Origin of the sequence: Aeromonas sp. MaB10011B (genome assembly GCF_017939325.1) — a bacterium.
In the GTDB taxonomy this organism is placed as follows: domain Bacteria; phylum Pseudomonadota; class Gammaproteobacteria; order Enterobacterales; family Aeromonadaceae; genus Aeromonas; species Aeromonas caviae.
On record NZ_JAGKRK010000002.1, the window covers coordinates 98,648 to 117,798 of the forward strand.

Consider the following 19,151-nt stretch of genomic DNA (forward strand, 5'->3'; position numbering starts at 1 on the left):
AGGCCGCCAGCCAAACCCCATTTTCCAAGGGGTGGGCCCTGCCCGCCCCGGATACAGGAACGCCATCATGTCCGAGATGACCCCGAGAGAAATCGTCCACGAGCTGGACAGACACATCATTGGTCAAGCCGACGCCAAGCGCGCGGTCGCCGTCGCCCTGCGCAACCGCTGGCGCCGGATGCAGCTCTCCGAGGAGATGCGCCACGAGGTGACCCCTAAGAACATCCTGATGATAGGCCCCACCGGCGTCGGCAAGACCGAGATCGCCCGTCGCCTGGCCAAGCTGGCCAACGCCCCCTTCATCAAGGTGGAAGCGACCAAGTTCACCGAAGTGGGCTATGTGGGCAAGGAAGTGGACAGCATCATCCGCGATCTGACCGATGTCGCCATCAAGCTGGTGCGCGAGACCGAGATGGAGAAGATGAAATACCGCGCCGAGGAAGCCGCCGAAGAGCGCATCCTCGACGCCCTGCTGCCCAACCCGCGCAACAGCTGGGGTGAGGAAGAGAAAGCCGACAACTCCAACACCCGCCAGATTTTCCGCAAGAAACTGCGGGAAGGTCAGCTGGATGACAAAGAGATCGAGCTGGATCTGGCCGCCTCCCCCATAGGTGTCGAAATCATGACCCCGCCGGGCATGGAAGAGATGGCCAACCAGTTGCAGGGGCTGTTCCAGAACCTGGGCCAGAACCAGAAGAAGAAGCGCAAGATCAAGGTCAAGGAGGCCATGAAGGCGCTGATCGAAGAAGAAGCAGCCCGCCTGGTCAACCCGGAAGAGCTGAAGCAGAAGGCCATCGCCTCCGTCGAGAACAATGGCATCGTCTTCCTCGACGAGATCGACAAGATCTGCAAGCGCGGCGAGAGCTCGGGCCCGGACGTTTCCCGTGAAGGGGTTCAGCGCGACCTGCTGCCGCTGGTCGAGGGCTGCACCGTCAACACCAAGCACGGCATGGTCAAGACCGATCACATCCTGTTTGTCGCCTCCGGTGCCTTCCAGATCGCCAAGCCGTCCGACCTCATCCCCGAGCTGCAGGGCCGTCTGCCGATCCGGGTCGAGCTGACCGCCCTGACCACCGAAGACTTCGAGCGCATCCTGACCGAGCCGAACGCCTCCCTGACCGATCAGTACAAGGCCCTGATGGCCACCGAAGGGGTCAACATCGAGTTCACCCAGGATGGTATCCGCCGTCTGGCCGAAGCGGCCTGGCAGGTCAACGAGCGCACCGAGAACATCGGCGCCCGTCGTCTGCACACCGTGATGGAGCGGCTGATGGAAGACATCTCCTATGACGCCTCCGAGAAGTCAGGCGAGACCTTCGTCATCAACACCGACTACGTCAACGCCCACCTCGGCAAGCTGATTGAAGACGAGGATCTGAGCCGCTTCATTCTGTAACCGGTTGATCGATAACGAGGAGCTGAGCGGTTTACTATCCTGCTCAATCCCATAGCAAGACGCCTCCCCTGTGGAGGCGTCTTCGTTTTCAGCGTTCTCCCGACTCGCAGCCGTCCCGGGCCACATCACCCTGCACGGCACGCTCCCCCCTTCCCGCCAGCCAGAGCGCACTCATCAGCAGCAAGCCCGTCAGGGCGAAGGTGGCCCGTGTGGCAAACGCCAGCTCGTCCGCCGTCGCGAGGGCGAGATCGGGCCGCCCTACCAGGGCGGCGAACAGGCCCCCCAGCCCCGCCGCCCCCGTCAGCTGACCCAGGTTGCGCGACAGGGTCAGCAGCCCGGCCACGGCGCCACGGCTCGCCCCCTCCGCCTCCCCCACCACGGCGCTGTTGTTGGCGGTCTGGAACAGGGCATAACCGGCGGTGAGCAGCAGGATGGGCAGCAGGTAGCCGAGGGGCCCGAGCGCCCTGTCAAGCAAGGCCAGCAAGACGGCGGCCACCACCATGAGCCCCAGGCCGAGGCGCACCACAGGGGTCGCCCCCACCCTGTCCACCAGCCAGCCGGCGGGCATGCCGGACAGCGCCGCCAGCAGGGGCCCCATGGAGATCATCAGCCCCACCGTCCCCATGTCGAGGGCAAAGGCGCCGTGCAGGTAGAAAGGACCGATCAGCATCGTCGCCACCATGACGCTGGCCACCAGCGCACTGGCGATGATCCCGCCTCTTCGCCTGGATGCCCCCAACAGCGCCAGGGGCAGCAGGGGGCGACGGGCGCCCGAGTCGGCACGCACGAAGAGCACCATGGCGGCGAGCGCCCCTATCCCCGGCCAGACCCCGAGTGGGCTGCCCCGGGTCAGTGCCAGCCCGTAGCAGAGCAGCGCCGTCACCAGCAGCAACAGACTGGTGAGCGGGAGGCCTCCCTCGGCAGAGCCCGCCTCATCCCGGGGCAGATCCCGCCAGGCACACCCCAGCGCAAGCAACGTCAGGGGGAGCAGCAGCAGGAAGGGAGCCTGCCAGCCAAATCCGCCGATCAACAGGCCGCCAAAGGAGGGGCCGAGCGCCGTGCCGCAGGCCGACAGGGTGCCGAGCAATCCCATGCTCCAGCCCCGTCGGGCTGGCGGCACCAGCTCTCCTGCCATGGCCAGGGAGAGCACCAGCATGCAGGCCGCACCGGCCCCTTGCAGGGTGCGAGCGGCAATGAGCCAGCCAATGGAAGGGGCCAAGGCGCACAGCAGGGAAGCCAGCGCAAAGACCCCGGTCCCCCAGAGCAGCAAGCGACGCCGCCCCAGACGATCCCCGAGCCGGCCCGCCACCACCGTCAGACTGGTGATCCCAAGCAGGTAGGCCACCAGCACCCATTGCAGGCTGGCGAAGGGTACGCCGAAGTCCTGCCCCAGGGCAGGCAGCACCAGGTTGGCCATGCTGCCCGCCAGCATGGGCAGCAGGGTGGCGAGCCCGAGCCCCACGAGGCCAAGACGGCGCGTCACAGGAGGGGAAACAAGAAGTGGTGTGGACATGGCAGTCTCTCCGGCAAGTGATGATGCACTCAGGCTAGCGGGGGAGATGACAAGGCGGAAGACGCACGGATTGCAGCTTATAGTTGCATCAGACGCCATATGAAGAGACGGCAACTCGCGTATCATGAAGGGGTCGGCCCGTCAGGCGCCGCCTGCGAGGAGACGACCATGACCCCGGATTTCAACCTGCTGATCACCCTGGATGCCCTGCTGGAAGAGGGCAGTGTGGCGGGCGCCGCCAGACGGCTAGGCCTGAGTGCTTCCGCCATGAGCCGGGCCCTGGCAAGGCTGCGGGAGACCACGGGGGATCCGCTGCTGGTGCGGGCGGGACGCGGCCTGATCCCCACCCCCCGGGCGCAGACCCTGCGGGATGAGGTCGCCCGCCTGGTTCAGGAGACCCGGGCCGTGCTGCGCCCCCAGCAGGAAGTAGACCCGGCGAGCCTGGAGCGCACTTTCCGCCTGCGATCCAGTGACGGCTTCGTGGAGGCGGTGGGCCCCGCCCTGCTGGCGCGCCTCGCCGTCGAGGCCCCAGGGGTGCGGCTCCACTTTCTGGCCAAACCCGACAAGGAGAGCGGCCCCCTGCGCCGTGGCGAGCTGGACTTCGAGACCGGGGTGATCGGCGCCACCACGGCCCCCGAGCTGCGCACCCAGGCCCTGTTCCAGGACCACTTCGTCGCCGTGGTGCACCCGGACCACCCCCTCTGCGACGGCACCCTGACCGTGGCGCGCTATGCCGCCGCGCGCCACGTGCTGGTCTCCCGCCGGGGGCAGCCTCACAGCCCCATCGACGAGATCCTCGCAGGCCAGGGGAAGAGACGCACCATCACCACCCTGGTTCCCGGGTTTGCGACGGCGCTGGCCCTGGTCAGGGAGAGCAATCTGGTGGCGACGGTGCCGCACCTGCACTGCGCCAGCCTGCTCGGCGATCTGGTCACCCTGCCCCTGCCCTTCGCTCTGCCAGGGATCCGGGTCGCCCTGCTCTGGCACCCCAGTCAGGATGCCGATCCGGGCCACCGCTGGCTGCGCGCCCTGATACGGGACACCTGTGCCCGGCCCCCCTATCACACCGGGGCCACCGACACCCCCTGATCCGGGTCAGGCAGCTCCCGGCTCCATCACCAGCCTCTTGTGGCCCGGGCACCCGCACCCGGGGCCTGAAGCGCCTGTCACCACCCCGTCACACCGACATGTCTGTGGCTTGGGCACAAGTGGTGGATCCTTCCCCCTGCCGGACGGGGATCACGGCCCCTCAGAGCGGGGCGGATCACATTGCGGGCAAAAAGATCCTGCCGCCCGCTTCCGCATTTTTTATACGGTCGTATAATTGCGTACAAAATGCATACACCAGGAGCGCCAGCCAGATGCACCCCACCCGTCAGAAACTGCTCGATACCGGCCTCGCCATCGCCACCGAGAAAGGGCTGCGCGGCCTGACGGTGCGCGAGCTGGCGGCGGCGGCCGAGGTGAACCTCGGCTCCTTCGTCTACCACTTCGGCAACCGCGACGCCTTTATCGACGAGTTGGTGGAGCTCTGGTACGCCCCCCTCTATGACGAGCTCAAGGCCGTGGCAGCCAAAGGCTCCTACCCCTCTGCCATCGCCATGTTCGAGGCCACCATGGAGGCGCTGATCGGGCTGGTGGCGCGCCAGCGCGGCTTCATTAACCACCTGTTTGGCGATGCCCTGGCGGGTGAAGGGGCGGCCCAGCGCTTTCTGCTCAGTCTGCCGCGCCGTCATCCCCTGCTGCTGATCGAGCAGGTACGGATGGCACAGGCGGAAGGGTCGCTGGTCGCGGGTCACCCGCTCCAGCTGATGATCTTCATCATGGGGTCGGTCGGCCTGCCGCTGGTGATCGCCGGCAGCGGTCGCCAGCTCGGCTGGCTGCCCGAACAGGCCGCCCCCTTTCTCAGCCAGATAGACAACTCCGAGGCCGCCAGACAACGGCTGATATGGGCCCTGCGCGGCCTGCGCCCCACCGACATGAAAGAAGGAGAAACGGCATGAAACAACGCATCGCGATGCTAGCTCTGCTGCTGGCCGTTCTCGGTGGTGACCTCTGGCTGCAGAGCCATCCTCAAGGAGAAGCAGCATGAAACAACGCATTGCAATCCTGGCCCTGCTGCTAACTGTTATCGGTGGCTACCTCTGGTGGCAGGGGCGCCCGGCCGACGGCTCCATCCTCTACGGCAACGTCGATATTCGCGACGTCAATCTGGCCTTTCGGGTCGGCGGCCGCGTCGATCAGGTGCTGGTCGATGAGGGAGATAGCGTGAAAGCCGGTCAACTGCTGGCCCGCCTCGATCCGGCTCCCCTCACCCACAGCCGCGACAGCGCCCGCGCCAATCTGGCTGCACTCACTGCCGCCAACGCCCTGATGCACAAAGGCTATCGCAGCGAAGAGACCGACCGCGCCCGGGCCGCACTGGCCGCCGCCGAGGCCGCTGCGCTGGAGGCCGACCAGCAGTGGCGCCGCCAGAGCGCATTGGCCGCCACCGGCGCCATCTCCCGCGGTCAGCTCGATACTGCCCGCTCCCAGCGGGATCAGACCCAGGCGCAGGTGCGCTCGGCACGCGAACAGCTCGCCCAGCTCGAAACCGGCTACCGCCCGGAGGAAATCGCCCAGTCCGATGCCCAGCTGGAAGGGGCCAAAGCGGCGCTCGCCAGTGCCGAGCTGGCGCTGGCGGATGCCAGCCTGACCGCCCCCAGCGACGGCATCATCATCAGCCGCGCCATCGAGAACGGCAGCATGGTGCAGAGCGGAGCGACCGCCTTCAACCTCTCCCTGACCGCGCCGGTCTGGGTGCGCGCCTATGTGGAGGAGCCCTGGCTCGGCCACTTCCCGAGCGGCGCCAGGGTGACCCTCACCACCGACTCGCGGCCGGACAAGCCCTATCACGGAGTAGTGGGATTTGTCTCGCCCACCGCCGAGTTCACTCCGAAATCGGTGGAAACGCCGGATCTTCGCACCCACCTCGTCTACCGGCTGCGCATCGTGGTACAGGATCCCGACCCGGCCCTGCGCCAAGGGATGCCGGTCACCGTCAGGCTGGCCCCATGAGCTGCGCCATCTCCCTCGAGGGGCTCACCAAACGCTTTGGCGATCGGGTCGCCCTCAACGCCATCTCGGCCACCATTCCGGCTGGCGGCATCACCGGGCTGGTCGGCCCCGACGGCGCGGGCAAGAGCACTTTGCTGCGCCTGCTGGCCGGTCTGCTGATCCCCGAAGCGGGCACCATCCGGGTGCTGGGGCTGGACCCGGTGAGCGAGGGGGATCTGCTGCGTCAGCGCCTCGGCTACATGCCCCAGCAGTTCGGCCTCTACGAGGATCTCAGCGTGCTGGAGAACCTCACCCTCTACGCTGACTTGCGCGGCGTACTGGAGCCCGAACGCACGCCCACCTTCGCGCGGCTGCTCGCTTTCACCGATCTCGCCCGCTTCACCGCAAGGCCGGCGGGCAAGCTCTCTGGCGGGATGAAGCAGAAACTCGGGCTGGCCTGCGCCCTGCTCGGCACCCCGGATGTGCTGCTGCTGGACGAACCGGGGGTCGGGGTCGATCCCATCTCTCGCCGCGCCCTCTGGCAGATGGTGCGCGAGCTGGCCAAGGGGGGAATGACGGTGCTCTGGAGTACCGCCTATCTCGATGAGGCGGAGCTGTGCGACCACGTGCTGCTGATGGCGGATGGCGAGGTGCGCACCAGCGGCACGCCAGCCGATCTGATGGGGGCCATGGCCAGCCGCTGCTGGCTGCTGGAGGCGGGGCAACTGGATGGCCGCGAGCGGCGCGCCCTGCTGCGCCGGGCACTGGCTCACCAGGCGGTGATGGATGGCGCGGTGGCGGGGGAGCGGGTTCGCCTGCTGCTGCACCCGGGCATGACGCCCCCACCGCTGGCAGAGCTGCATCTCGCCAACGGCGCCTTTCAACCGGCCCAGCCCCGGTTGGAGGATGCCTTTATCGACCTGCTCGGCGGCGGCCCCGGCGGTGAGTCGAGTCTGGCAACCGGGATGCGCGAAGCGGAACTGCCGCAGGGGGTCTCCCCCGAGGCGGTGATCGAGGCGCGCCACCTCACCAAGCGCTTCGGCGATTTTTCCGCCACCGATGATGTCAGCTTTGCGGTGCGCCGCGGCGAGATCTTCGGCCTGCTCGGCCCCAACGGGGCGGGCAAGTCCACCACCTTCAAGATGGAGTGCGGCCTGCTGCGCCCGAGCGAGGGACAGGCGCTGGTAACCGGCATCGATCTGGCTCACAGCCCCTCGGCGGCACGCCAGCGCCTCGGTTACATGGCGCAGAAGTTCTCCCTCTACAAGCAGCTTACCGTGGCGCAGAACCTCTCCTTCTTCGCCGGTATCTACGGCCTGTTCGGCCGCCACCAGCAGACGCGGATCGATGCCATGGTGACGGCCTTTGCCCTCGCCCCCTGGCTCGATCAGAAGGCGGAATCCCTGCCGCTCGGCCTGCGCCAGCGCTTATCGCTCGCCTGCGCCCTGCTGCACGAGCCGCCGCTGCTGTTCCTCGACGAGCCCACCTCCGGGGTCGATCCGGTGACCCGGCGCGAGTTCTGGTCGCACATCAACGCGCTGGCCGATCACGGCGTCACCGTGCTGGTCACCACCCACTTTATGGATGAGGCGGAGTATTGCGACCGCATTGCCCTCATCTATCGCGGCAAGCTGCTGGCGCTCGGCACTCCGGACGATCTCAAGGGGCTGGCCGCCAAAGAGGCGGCGACCTCTTTGCCAACCGGCTCCTTGCCGACCTGTTCTTTGCCAACAATGGAAGAGGCCTTTATCACCCTGGTCGAGCGGGCCAGCGAGGAGGACGCATGAGCATCAACCGTCGACGACTGCTGGCCCTCTGCCGCAAGGAGTCGCTGCAAATCGTCCGTGACCCGAGCAGCATCCTCATTGCCTTCATCATGCCGGTGGTACTGCTGGTGGTGATGGGTTACGCCATCAATCTGGATGTGGACCACCTGCGCCTCGGCATCTGGCGTACCGATAGCGGCGCCCCGGCGGTGCGGCTGGAGCAGGCCCTGCGCGGCTCAACCGCGCTGGAGATCCACAGCGGCCCGAGCAAGGAGTCCCTGCTCGCCAGTCTGGCCCGTGGCGAGATCCGCGGCCTGCTGGTGATCGATGACGGCTTCTCCCGCGCGCTGGCCGGTCAGGGTAATGGCACGCCGCAGGCGCTGCTGCTGACCGACGGCTCCGAGCCCAACACCGCCAACTTCGTCACCAACTATGTGCAGGGGATCTGGCAGGGGTGGCTCGCTGGCGAGGGGGTCGCCATGCCGGTGTCGATAGAGAGCCGCGCCTGGTTCAACCCGGCGCTGGTGAGCCGCAACTTTCTGGTGCCGGGCTCCATTGCGGTGGTGATGACCATCATAGGGGCCCTGCTCACCTCGCTGGTGGTGGCGCGGGAGTGGGAGCGCGGCACCATGGAGGCGCTGCTCGCCACCCCGGTCACCAAGGGGGAGCTGCTGCTCTCCAAGCTGTTGCCCTACTACGGCCTTGGCATCATCGCCATGCTGCTCTGCCTGCTCTTCTCGATGGCGGTGATGGCGGTGCCGTGGCGCGGCTCCCTGCTGCTGCTCTTTCTGGTCACCAGCGTCTTTCTCGGCAGCGCCCTCGGGCTCGGGCTGTTCCTCTCCACCGTGATGCGCAGCCAGTTCAATGCCGCACAGGCGGCGCTGATCGCTGCGTTTCTGCCCGCGGTGATGCTGTCGGGCTTCGTGTTCGAGATCGCCAGCATGCCACCGCTGCTTCGGGCCATCACCCACCTCATTCCGGCCCGTTACTTCGCAAGCTCCCTGCAGACCCTCTATCAGGCGGGCAGCGTCTTCTCGATCCTGCTGGTCAACGGTTTCTGTCTGCTGCTGCTGGCCGGTTTCTGGCTGGCCCTGACCGCCCGCAAGACGCGGCGCACTCTGGAGTAACCCATGCTGATCCGACTCTGGTGGCTGATCCGAAAAGAGCTGCAGGCCCTGATGGGCAACACCCAGGGGCGCTTTCTGCTCATCATGCCGGTGCTGCTGCAAACCGCCCTCTTCCCGTTCGCCGCCACCCTGGAGGTGACCGGCAACACGCTGGCCATCTACAACCAGGATGGCGGAGCCCAGAGCCGCGAGCTGCTGGAGCGCCTCACCCATATGCCCGCCTTCACCACCATCATCCCGGTGCAGGGCGAGGCGGGCATGACCGAGGCCATCACCGAGCAACAGGCACTGCTCGGGCTGATTATTCCGGGGGATTTCTCGCGCCGGCTGGCGCGGGGCGAACCGGCCAAGGTGCAGTTGATCATCGACGGACGCCGCTCCAACGGCGGTCAGGTAGCGGCGGGCTACATCAGTCAGGTGATCGCCCGCTGGCAAAGTGAAGGCAAGGGCCAACCCGAGCTGGCGGTACGCAACCTCTACAACCCCAACGTCGAATTCCACTGGCATATCCTGCCGGCCCTGGTGGCCATCATCACCACCACCGGCTGTCTGATTGTCACCGCCCTCTCGGTCGCGCGGGAGCGGGAGGAGGGCACCTTCGATCAGCTGCTGGTTTCCCCCCTCACCGCAGGCTGGATCATGGCGGGCAAGGCGGTGCCCGGCATCCTGGTGGCGGTGGGACAAGGGTGCATAGTCGCGCTGGCCGCCCGTTTTGTCTTTCACCTCCCCTTCGCAGGGAGCCTCAGTCTGCTGCTGGCGGGCATGGTCTGCTACGGGCTGGCACTGGCCGGGATCGGGCTCTTCATCTCGTCGTTCTGCTCGACCCAGCAACAGGCCTTTCTCGGGGTCTTCTCCTTCACCGTGCCGGCGGTGATCCTCTCGGGCTATATCTCGCCGGTGGAGAACATGCCCCAGGTGTTCCAATGGCTGGCGGCCATCGACCCCCTCACCCACTTCATCGTGCTGCTCAAGGGGGTCTTTTTGAAGGGGCTCGGCTGGTCGGCGGCCTGGCCCCTGATCTGGCCGCTGCTCGCCATCGCCGGCGTCACCCTGTCGCTGGCGCTCGCCATGTTCCGCCGCCATATCGTCTGACTCGCCACCTTGCTCAGCTGATGCCCATTGATACCGGTCTCGCCAGTGCGAGACCGGTCTTTTTCCGACAGAAGTTTTCACTCCCCGGTAGTTGGTAAACCGGGCTTTCCCTCCACCATTCCTCACCCCGAGCCAGCCCAGAAATCATCAACTGGTATACCTATTTTTGTATAGTATTGAATTTTCTCGAATTACCCCTTAGGAGATATATAAATAGACACTTGATTTGCATCAATCGCCCACACCTGCCGACTGGGTAGCCTAGCCCCAGAATGATGTTTTATTACTCCAAACTTGAGGCAACTATGAGCAAAGTCAGACTGGTCGTTGTGGGCAACGGCATGGTGGGGCACCGCTTCATCGAAGAGCTGATCGAGCGGGCCGATCCGGGCCGCTACGAGATCACCGTCTTCGGTGCAGAACCCCGTCCCGCCTACGATCGCGTCCATCTCTCCTCCTACTTCTCCCATCACACCAGCGAAGATCTCTCCCTCGTCAAACCCGGCTTCTACGACAAGCACGGCATCCGCCTGCTGCTCGGCGAAGCGGTGAAAAAAATCGACAGGGCCAACCGCGAAGTGCACTCCAACAAGGGCACTGTGGTCGAGTACGACAAGCTGGTGCTGGCCACCGGCTCCTACCCCTGGGTGCCGCCCATCCAGGGCAGTCAGCACCATGAGTGCTTTGTCTATCGCACCATCGAGGATCTGAAAGCCATCCGCAGCGCCGCCAAGAGCGGCAAGAGCGGGGTGGTGATCGGGGGCGGTCTGCTTGGCCTCGAAGCCGCCGGCGCCCTCAAGGCGCTGGGTCTCGAGACCCACGTGGTGGAGTTTGCTCCTGTGCTGATGGCCGAGCAGCTCGACGGTCAGGGCGGCCAGCTGCTGCGCCGCAAGATTGAATCCATGGGCGTGCAGGTACACACCAGCAAGAGCACCAGCGAGATCCTGATGCATGGCGGCGAGCAGGCGAAACACCGCCTCGCCTTTGCCGACGGCAGCCAGCTTGAAGTGGACGTGGTGGTCTTCTCCACCGGTATTCGACCGCAAGATACGTTGGGCCGCTACGGTGATCTCGCCATCGCCGAGCGCGGCGGCATCGTCATCGACGATCACTGCCTCACCTCCGACCCCGACATCTACGCCATCGGCGAGTGCGCCGCCTGGCAGGGCCGCTTCTTCGGGCTGGTGGCACCGGGCTACAAGATGGCCCAGATCACCGTCGACCACCTGCAGGGCGGCGACAGCCGCTTCGAAGGGGCGGACATGAGCGCCAAGCTCAAGCTGCTCGGCGTCTCCGTCGGCTCCATCGGTGATGCCCACGGCCGCACCCCGGGCAGCCACAGCTATGTGTTCCAGGACGATCAGGCCGGCGTCTACAAGAAGATCGTGGTGAGCGAGGACAACAGCCGATTGCTCGGCGCCGTGCTGGTGGGTGACGTGGAAGATTACGGCAACCTGCTGCAGATGATGCTCAACGCCCTGCCGCTGCCGAGCCACCCGGATACCCTGATCCTGCCCGCCTACGCCGGAGCCAAACCGACCCTGGGGGTGGATGCCCTGCCGGAGAGCGCCCAGATCTGCTCCTGCTTCGACGTCTCCAAGGGCGACATCGCCAAGGCGGTGGCCGAGGGGCACACCACGCTGGCCGCCATCAAGCAGCACACCAAGGCCGGCACCGGCTGCGGCGGCTGTGTGCCGCTCATCAGCCAGGTGCTCAACGCCGAGCTGGTGAAGCAGGGCATCGAGGTCAACAACCACCTCTGCGCCCACTTCCCCCACTCCCGTCAGGAGCTGTTCCACCTGGTCAAGGTGGAGGGGATCAAGAGCTTCGACGAGCTGCTGGCCAAACACGGTCAGGGCTATGGCTGCGAGGTGTGCAAACCGACCGTCGGCTCCATCCTCGCCTCCTGCTGGAACGAGCATGTGCTGAGCCCGCGCAATATCCCGCTGCAGGACACCAACGACATCTTCCTCGGCAACATGCAGAAGGACGGCAGCTACTCCGTCATCCCGCGCATGGCCGGCGGCGAAGTGACCCCGGAAGGGCTGCTGGCGGTGGCCGAAGTGGCCCGCGACTACAAGCTCTACACCAAGATCACCGGCGCCCAGCGCATCGGTCTGTTCGGGGCCCAGAAGGATGATCTGCCCGCCATCTGGCGCAAGCTGCTGGCGGCCGGATTCGAGACCGGTCAGGCCTACGCCAAGGCACTGCGCATGGCCAAAACCTGCGTCGGCAGCACCTGGTGCCGCTTCGGCGTGCAGGACAGCGTTGGCCTCGGGGTCTTCCTCGAGAACCGCTACAAGGGGATTCGCACCCCGCACAAGATGAAGTTCGGCGTCTCCGGCTGTACCCGCGAATGTGCGGAGGCCCAGGGCAAAGACGTCGGCATCATCGCCACCGATGCGGGTTGGAACCTCTATGTGGGCGGCAACGGCGGCATGAAGCCGCGCCACGCCGACCTGCTGGCGTCTGACCTCGACCGCGAGACCCTCATCAAGCTGATCGACCGCTTTATGATGTTCTACGTCACCAGCGCCGACAAACTGCAGCGCACCTCGGTCTGGCTCGGCAACCTGGAAGGGGGCGTCGACTACCTGCGCGAAGTGATCGTCGACGACAAGCTGGGGCTGGCCGAGACGCTGGAGCGCGATATCCAGACCCTCATCGACAGCTACGAGTGCGAATGGTCGCGCACCCTCAACGAAGAGGAGGCGCTCAAGCGCTTCAGCCACTTCATCAACAGCGACAAGCGCGATCCGGACGTGCAGTTCGTCAGTGAGCGCGACCAGCACAGACCCGCCACTCCGGCCGAGCGCATCCCCGTCTACCAGATCGAGGTGGAGACCAAATGATGAAATTAGCCTGCCAACTCAACGGCATCCTGATGGGCTGCATGGACGTTTGCGCCCTGCTCGATAGCCAGTCCATCCAACTCGAGGTGGAGATTAAGCGATGAAACTTGCCTGCCAACTCAACGACATCCTGCCGGGCACCGGCGTCTGCGCTCTGATCGAGGGTCGTCAGATCGCTCTGTTCCGCCCGAGCGCGGCGGCCGAGGTGTTCGCCATCGACAACCGGGATCCCTTCTTCGCCGCCAACGTGCTGTCGCGGGGCCTGATTTGCGAACACGACGGCGAGCTCTGGGTGGCCAGCCCGCTCAAGAAGCAGCGCTTTCGCCTGAGCGACGGCCACTGTTTCGACAACCCTGCGATGTCGGTGCAGAGCTACCCCGTTGAAGTGCGCGACCAGCAGGTCTGGGTCGCCGTCTAACACCAGACCCCACCCCGGCCCTCCCCTTCACAGGTGAGGGAGCAAAAAGCCCCTCCCCCTGAACAAGGGGGAGGCTGGGAGGGGGTTGAAGAAACAGTCAGGGTTGCCCGCGGGCGGCCCTCTTGAAGGAAACAAAGATGTATACCGAAACCATCAACAAGTGCGCCGCCAACGCGGCCCGCATCAACCGCTTCGAGCGCAGCGACAAGCTCGGCTTCTGGCTCAGCTCCGCCATGGCGGGGACCTATGTGGGCCTTGGCATCATTCTCATCTTCACCCTGGGCAACCTGGTGGACCCGAGCATCCGTCCGCTGGTGATGGGGGCCACCTTTGGCATCGCCCTGACCCTGGTGATCATCGCCGGCTCCGAGCTGTTTACCGGCCACACCATGTTCCTCACCTTCGGGGTGAAGACCGGCAAAATCACCATGGCCGACCTGCTGCGTATCCTGCCGCAGACCTGGGCGGGCAACCTGATTGGCTCCATCCTGGTGGCGCTCATCTACTCCTACGGCGGCAGCCTGCTGCCGGACGCGGGCAGTCTGGCCCACAAGGTGGCGCTGGCCAAAACCCAGGCACCTGCCCTGACCCTGTTTATGAAGGGGATCCTCTGCAACTGGCTGGTCTGCCTCGCCATCTGGATGGCGCTGCGCACCGAGGGTGCCGCCAAGTTCATCGCCATCTGGTGGTGCCTGCTGGCCTTTATCGCCTCCGGCTACGAGCACTCCATCGCCAACATGACCCTGTTTGCCCTCTCCTGGTTTGGTGCCCACTCGGATGCCTACACCCTGGGCGGCATCGGCCACAACCTGCTGTGGGTGACCCTGGGCAACACCGTCTCCGGCATCCTCTTTATGGGCCTCGGCTACTGGTATGCCACCCCGAAAGCTGAGCGCCCGGTCGCGGTGAGCGAAACCACCAGCACCGCCAACCAGACCCGAACCGCCTGATCCGGAGGCCCCATGGACTACTTGCCCATCTTTTGCCGACTCGACAACAAACCCGTGCTGCTGGTCGGCGGCGGCGAGGTAGCAGAGCGCAAGGCGCGCCTGCTGCTGGATGCCGGTGCCCAGCTCACCGTGGTCGCGCCCGATCTCGACCCCGAGCTGGCGGAGCTGGCTGCCAACGGGAACATCGAGTGGCTGGCCGGTGAATTCGCGCCGCAGCAACTGGCGGGCAAGTGGCTGGTGGTGGCCGCCACCGATCGGCGCGAGGTGAATGCCCTGGTCTACCAGAGCGCCAATCAGGCGCGGATCTTTGCCAACGTGGTGGATGACCCGAAACGCTCCAGCTTCATCATGCCGTCGATCATCGACCGCTCGCCGCTGATGGTGGCCATCTCCTCCGGCGGCAAGGCCCCGGTGCTGGCCCGCTTGCTGCGGGAAAAACTGGAGGCCCTGCTGCCGCAACATCTGGGCGCCGTCGCGGCCTTCGCCGGCAGCCTGCGGGAGCGGGTCAAGGCCCGCTTCGCCACCATGGGCGAGCGGCGCCGCTTCTGGGAACGGCTGCTCGGGACGGATCGGCTCGGGCAGGCGCTGGCACGGGGCGATAGCGCCTCTGCCCACCAGCTGGCCGACAGCCTGTTTGCCGACGAAAGCCAGAGCGCTGGCGAGGTGGTGCTGGTCGGTGCCGGCCCCGGCGATCCGGGTCTGCTCACCCTGCACGCCCTGCGCCAGATGCAGCAGGCGGACGTGGTGGTCTATGACCGGCTGGTCTCCGACGAGGTGATGGCGCTGGTGCGCCGCGACGCCAAACGCATCTTCGTCGGCAAGCAGGCGGGCAACCACTGCGTACCGCAGGAGGGGATCAACCAGCTCTTGCTGGAAGAGGCCAAGAAGGGGCAGCGGGTGGTGCGGCTGAAGGGGGGCGACCCCTTCATCTTCGGCCGTGGCGGCGAGGAGCTGGAGACGCTGGTCGGCAGCGGCATCGGTTTTCAGGTGGTGCCGGGGATCACGGCGGCCAGCGGCTGCGCGGCCTACGCCGGTATTCCGCTGACCCACCGCGATCACGCCCAGAGCGTGCGTTTCGTCACCGCCCACGGCAAGGGGGGCGCCCGGGATCTCGACTGGCCGCTGCTGGCCAAGGACAAGCAGACGCTGGTGTTCTATATGGGGCTCTCATCCTGCGCCACCATCCGCGAGCAGCTGCTGGCCCACGGCAAGGCGAGCAACACCCCGGTGGCGCTCATCGAGCGCGGCACCCAGCCCTGCCAGCGGGTCATTCGTGGCACCCTCGATCAGTTGCCCGCGCTGGCGGTGGGGGTCGAAAGCCCGGCGCTGATCATGGTGGGATCCGTGGTGACCCTGGCCGACCAGCTTGCCTGGTTCGGGCAAGGATGCACCGCCGACGCGGCCCTGGCCTCGGCCTGATCGCTGCATCCATTCCAACGCCACCCTCGGGTGGCGTTTCTTTTTCTGCATTTACTGTCATAACCTCTTGTTTTGAGTCTGGTATCCTATGGGGACTGTCCGCCGGATCACCGAATTCAGGAATTCTGCTTCATGTCCCTCCCCCCCAAGAACAGCGCCAAACAGCGTGAACACGACAGAGCCCGCATCCTCACGCTGCTGCTGGCCGATGACGCCCTCACCGAGAGCCTGCTCGACCCGCAAGGGGAGCAGGACGCAGAGCTTCGGAACCAGACCAGCGAGCTGACCCGGCTGGTCAACAGCCTGCCCGCCGCCGATATCGCCGATGCGCTGGAGTCCCTGCCGCCGGACGAGCGCCACGTGCTGTGGCAGCAGGTGGATGCAGACAAGCACGGCCAGATCCTGGTGGAAGCGTCGGAGACGGTGTGGGACAGCCTCATCAGCGGCATGAGCGACAAGGAGCTGCTGCACGCCCTGAGCACCCTCGACATCGACGACCAGATCTACCTGGGCCAGCACCTGCCCCGCAACCTGATGGGGCGGCTGCTCACCTCCATGGCGCCGGTGGACAGGGACAAGGTGCGGGAGGTGATCCGCTACGGCAAGCACACGGTCGGCGCCATGATGGACTTCGAGCTCATCACGGTGCGGCCCGACGTGACCCTGGCCACCGTCCAGCGCTATCTGCGCCTGCGCGGCCAGATCCCCGAGAACACCGACAAGCTGTTCGTCACCGATCGGCGCAACCGGCTGCAGGGGGAGCTGCCCCTCACCGCCGTGCTGCTGCACAAGCCCGAAACCCTGGTGAGCGACGCGATGGAGAAGGATCCGGTCACCTTCGATCCGGAAGACAACGACGAGGCCGCCGCCCGCACCTTCGAGCGGGACGACCTGGTCTCCGCCGCCGTGGTGGATGCTAGGGGCAAGCTGATGGGACGGCTCACCGTCGCCGAGGTGGTGGACCTGGTCTATGAGGAGAGCGACACCGACCTGCGCCGCATGGGGGGGATCAGCGAGGAAGAAGATGTGTTCGCCCCCGTCTCCAAGGCGGTCAAGACCCGCTGGGCCTGGCTCGCCATCAATCTCTGCACCGCCTTCGTGGCATCGCGGGTGATCGGCCTGTTCGAGCACACCATCTCCCAGCTGGTGGCGCTGGCGGCCCTGATGCCTATCGTCGCCGGGATCGGCGGCAACACCGGCAACCAAACCATCACCATGATAGTGCGGGCGTTGGCGCTACAGCACATCCAGACCGGCAACGTCTCCTTCCTGCTGTGGCGCGAGCTGGGGGTAGCCCTGATCAACGGCCTGGTGTGGGGCGGCATCATGGGCATCGCCACCTTCCTGCTCTATCAGGATGCGGCGCTGGGCGCGGTGATGACGCTCGCCATGATCCTCAACCTGCTGGTGGCGGCCCTGATGGGGGTCATCATCCCCATGACCATGAGCCGGCTGGGGCGCGACCCGGCGGTGGGGGCCAGCGTGATGATCACCGCCATCACCGACACCGGCGGCTTCTTCATCTTCCTGGGGTTGGCGACCCTGTTTCTGCTCTAGGGCCCGAGGCTGACCGTCTGCGGCTCCTGCCATGACGCGGGGCCGCTTTCGCGCAAAACGGCATTTCCCGCCACTGGGCAAGGAATAGTCGTTGAAATGCCAACCCCACTCCTTATACTGGATCCACCTGTTTCCAGCGGTGGATCTGACACAATGGAATACAACACTTCAGAACTGTGCGACATCTATCAGGACATGGTGGATGTACTCGAACCCATGCTCTGCTCCTTCGGCGGCCGCGCCTCTTTCGGCGGCGTCATCACCACGGTCAAATGCTTCGAATCAAACGGCCTAATCCGTGAACTCGTCAAAGAGAACGGCGTTGGTCGCGTGCTGTTGATCGACGGTGGCGGCTCCATGCGTCGTGCCCTGATCGACAGCGAGATCGCCACCACGGCGGCGGAAAATGAGTGGGAAGGGATCGTCTGCTACGGTTGCGTCCGTGAGGTCGATATCCTGGAAGATCTCGACATCGGCATTCAGGCCCTGGCGGCCATTCCGGTGGGCGCCGACAGCAAGGATATCGGGGAAACCGATCTGCCGGTCAACTTCGGCGGCGTCACCTTCCTGCCGGACGACCACCTCTATGCCGATACCACAGGGGTGATCCTCTCCCCCGATGCCCTCGACATCGAGTAAACAGCGCTGAGTGAAAATGGGAGCCCTGGCTCCCATTTTTTATGCCCGCTGATGGCGGAAAAGACGCAAAAAAAGAGGGCCAGTAAACTACTGGCCCCTTAACTGGAAGCAATGTGAGCAATGTCGTGCCTTCACAAGAAGTCCATCACGTTGGAACAAATGAAGTCTTTCCCGGAAAACAAGTTAACAATAATCATTCTCATTTAACTGTGCAAGCCTTATTTGTGAAGATCACAAAAAAATTGACCACCCATGGGGGTGGTCAATCTCATCAGGCTTGTCGCGTAGCAGCTTGCAGGCCAGCCAATCCGGCCTCCCCCACCAGCTTGCGGCTGAGATAGCGCAGCAGCACACCGTAAAGCGGCACAAATAACCCCAGACTTATCAGCAACTTGAATACGTAATCCACGGTCGCGATCTCGACCCAGTGCTCGGCCATGAAGGGATCCGTGCTGCGCCAGAAGGCGATGCTGAAGAAGGCGATGGTATCCACCAGATTGCCGAACAGGGTGGAGGCCGCCGGTGCCACCCACCAGGCTTTCAGCAGGCGCAGGCGGTTGAACACCACCACATCCATGAACTGTCCCACCAGATAGGCCATAAAGCTGGCTAACGCGATCCGGGCAACAAAGAGATTGAACTCTGCCAGATTGCCCACCCCCTGGAAGCTCCCTTCGAAGAAGAGTACCGAGAGCACGTAGGATACGGTCAATGCCGGCAGCATCACGGTCTGGATGATCTTGCGCGCCAGGCCTGCGCCGAAAATCCGCACCGTCAGATCGGTGGCCAGGAAAATGAACGGGAAGCTGAAGGCACCCCAGGTGGTGTGGAAGCCAAAGATGGTGATCGGCAGCTGCACCAGGTAGTTGCTGCTGGCAATGATCAGGATGTGGAACAGCGAGAGACGCATCAGTGCCGTCTGGTACTGAGCCGGAGTCAGGTTCATATTGTGACCTTTTTGGTTAATGGGGTTAGGGAACCCATATCGCCACCATGGCGATAATCAAGGGGCGAGATTATACGCCCCCAAATTGATAGTTCAATCTTTATGCGGTTATCTCAAGGGATTGACTCGCATCGCACGCCAAGCTCACTCCCGGGACTGCCGAGCCAGCCAGAGCAGCGCCTCCGCGTCATCCGGCTGCACCGCCGCCAGCCAGCAGCCGCTGTAATGTTCGTACTCGAGCCGAAAGCGGCTGCCTTCAAACTCCAGCAGCCAGCTGTGGCGATCCGCCCCCCACTCCCGCTCGAGGGCCGCCAGCTCCCACTCCTGCAACAGGGCCTCTGCCAGAGTCGGGAAGCTGTCCCAGTCAAGGCCCGGGCAGGTCAGCATCACCACCCCGGCTTCCCTGTCTGTCTGCGTGATACGCCAGTTCATCTGCGGCT

General features: G+C 65.1%; 16 protein-coding genes. 13 read left to right on the top strand and 3 right to left on the bottom strand.

What is annotated here, in order from left to right:
• The first annotated feature begins 67 nt into the window (after nucleotides 1–67).
• A complete protein-coding gene (gene hslU, locus J9893_RS01220; protein WP_143236925.1) occupies nucleotides 68–1,396 on the top strand; it encodes an HslU--HslV peptidase ATPase subunit in 1,329 nt (442 codons plus the stop codon).
• A gap of 88 nt (nucleotides 1,397–1,484) precedes the next feature.
• On the opposite strand, the gene J9893_RS01225 is transcribed toward hslU, so the two are convergent.
• Nucleotides 1,485–2,909, bottom strand: a complete 1,425-nt coding sequence (locus J9893_RS01225) for an MFS transporter (RefSeq protein ID WP_210600508.1) — start codon at nucleotides 2,907–2,909, stop codon at nucleotides 1,485–1,487.
• 168 nt (nucleotides 2,910–3,077) lie between these two features.
• Here J9893_RS01225 and J9893_RS01230 point away from each other — a divergent pair, with 168 nt between their 5' ends.
• The 12 genes from J9893_RS01230 to rraA all read left to right on the top strand — a co-directional run bounded on the left by J9893_RS01230 (nucleotide 3,078) and on the right by rraA (nucleotide 17,765).
• Nucleotides 3,078–3,998: a LysR family transcriptional regulator gene (locus J9893_RS01230; RefSeq protein ID WP_143236924.1), complete on the top strand. Its 921-nt coding sequence runs from the start codon at nucleotides 3,078–3,080 to the stop codon at nucleotides 3,996–3,998.
• A gap of 272 nt (nucleotides 3,999–4,270) precedes the next feature.
• Entirely contained in the window at nucleotides 4,271–4,912 is a 642-nt protein-coding gene (locus J9893_RS01235; protein WP_210600500.1) for a TetR/AcrR family transcriptional regulator, read from the top strand.
• A gap of 85 nt (nucleotides 4,913–4,997) precedes the next feature.
• A complete protein-coding gene (gene hlyD, locus J9893_RS01240; RefSeq protein ID WP_143236922.1) occupies nucleotides 4,998–5,966 on the top strand; it encodes a secretion protein HlyD in 969 nt (322 codons plus the stop codon).
• Complete coding sequence (locus tag J9893_RS01245; protein WP_143236921.1) at nucleotides 5,963–7,732, top strand: ATP-binding cassette domain-containing protein; 1,770 nt, start codon at nucleotides 5,963–5,965, stop codon at nucleotides 7,730–7,732. The genes hlyD and J9893_RS01245 overlap by 4 nt, the downstream gene beginning before the upstream one ends.
• On the top strand, nucleotides 7,729–8,838 hold the full coding sequence (locus J9893_RS01250; protein ID WP_143236920.1) for an ABC transporter permease: 1,110 nt from the start codon (nucleotides 7,729–7,731) through the stop codon (nucleotides 8,836–8,838). Before J9893_RS01245 ends, J9893_RS01250 begins: the two co-directional genes overlap by 4 nt.
• Nucleotides 8,839–8,841: 3 nt before the next feature.
• A complete protein-coding gene (locus tag J9893_RS01255; protein ID WP_143236919.1) occupies nucleotides 8,842–9,930 on the top strand; it encodes an ABC transporter permease in 1,089 nt (362 codons plus the stop codon).
• A 305-nt stretch (nucleotides 9,931–10,235) separates the two neighbouring features.
• Complete coding sequence (nirB, locus tag J9893_RS01260; RefSeq protein WP_185975497.1) at nucleotides 10,236–12,782, top strand: nitrite reductase large subunit NirB; 2,547 nt, start codon at nucleotides 10,236–10,238, stop codon at nucleotides 12,780–12,782.
• Between the two features lie 100 nt (nucleotides 12,783–12,882).
• Nucleotides 12,883–13,200, top strand: coding sequence for a nitrite reductase small subunit NirD (gene nirD / locus J9893_RS01265; protein ID WP_041202829.1), 318 nt, complete (start codon nucleotides 12,883–12,885; stop codon nucleotides 13,198–13,200).
• Nucleotides 13,201–13,337: 137 nt separating this feature from the next.
• Nucleotides 13,338–14,150 carry a nitrite transporter NirC gene (nirC, locus tag J9893_RS01270; RefSeq protein WP_143236917.1) on the top strand — a complete coding sequence of 271 codons (813 nt, stop codon included), beginning with the start codon at nucleotides 13,338–13,340 and terminating at the stop codon, nucleotides 14,148–14,150.
• Nucleotides 14,151–14,162: 12 nt separating this feature from the next.
• Complete coding sequence (cysG, locus tag J9893_RS01275; RefSeq protein ID WP_143236916.1) at nucleotides 14,163–15,569, top strand: siroheme synthase CysG; 1,407 nt, start codon at nucleotides 14,163–14,165, stop codon at nucleotides 15,567–15,569.
• Nucleotides 15,570–15,701: 132 nt separating this feature from the next.
• The gene (gene mgtE, locus J9893_RS01280) at nucleotides 15,702–17,126 is read left to right on the top strand and encodes a magnesium transporter (protein WP_185975496.1); all 1,425 of its coding nucleotides are present in this window, start codon (nucleotides 15,702–15,704) and stop codon (nucleotides 17,124–17,126) included.
• Nucleotides 17,127–17,279: 153 nt separating this feature from the next.
• Nucleotides 17,280–17,765, top strand: a complete 486-nt coding sequence (rraA, locus tag J9893_RS01285) for a ribonuclease E activity regulator RraA (protein WP_010676045.1) — start codon at nucleotides 17,280–17,282, stop codon at nucleotides 17,763–17,765.
• A 271-nt stretch (nucleotides 17,766–18,036) separates the two neighbouring features.
• On the opposite strand, the gene J9893_RS01290 is transcribed toward rraA, so the two are convergent.
• Together J9893_RS01290 and J9893_RS01295 are read right to left on the bottom strand one after the other, a co-directional pair.
• Nucleotides 18,037–18,711 (bottom strand): 7-cyano-7-deazaguanine/7-aminomethyl-7-deazaguanine transporter, encoded by a 675-nt coding sequence (locus J9893_RS01290; protein ID WP_010676046.1) that lies wholly within the window; start codon nucleotides 18,709–18,711, stop codon nucleotides 18,037–18,039.
• A 144-nt stretch (nucleotides 18,712–18,855) separates the two neighbouring features.
• Nucleotides 18,856–19,143: a DUF3630 family protein gene (locus J9893_RS01295; protein WP_041211964.1), complete on the bottom strand. Its 288-nt coding sequence runs from the start codon at nucleotides 19,141–19,143 to the stop codon at nucleotides 18,856–18,858.
• Nucleotides 19,144–19,151: the final 8 nt, after the last annotated feature.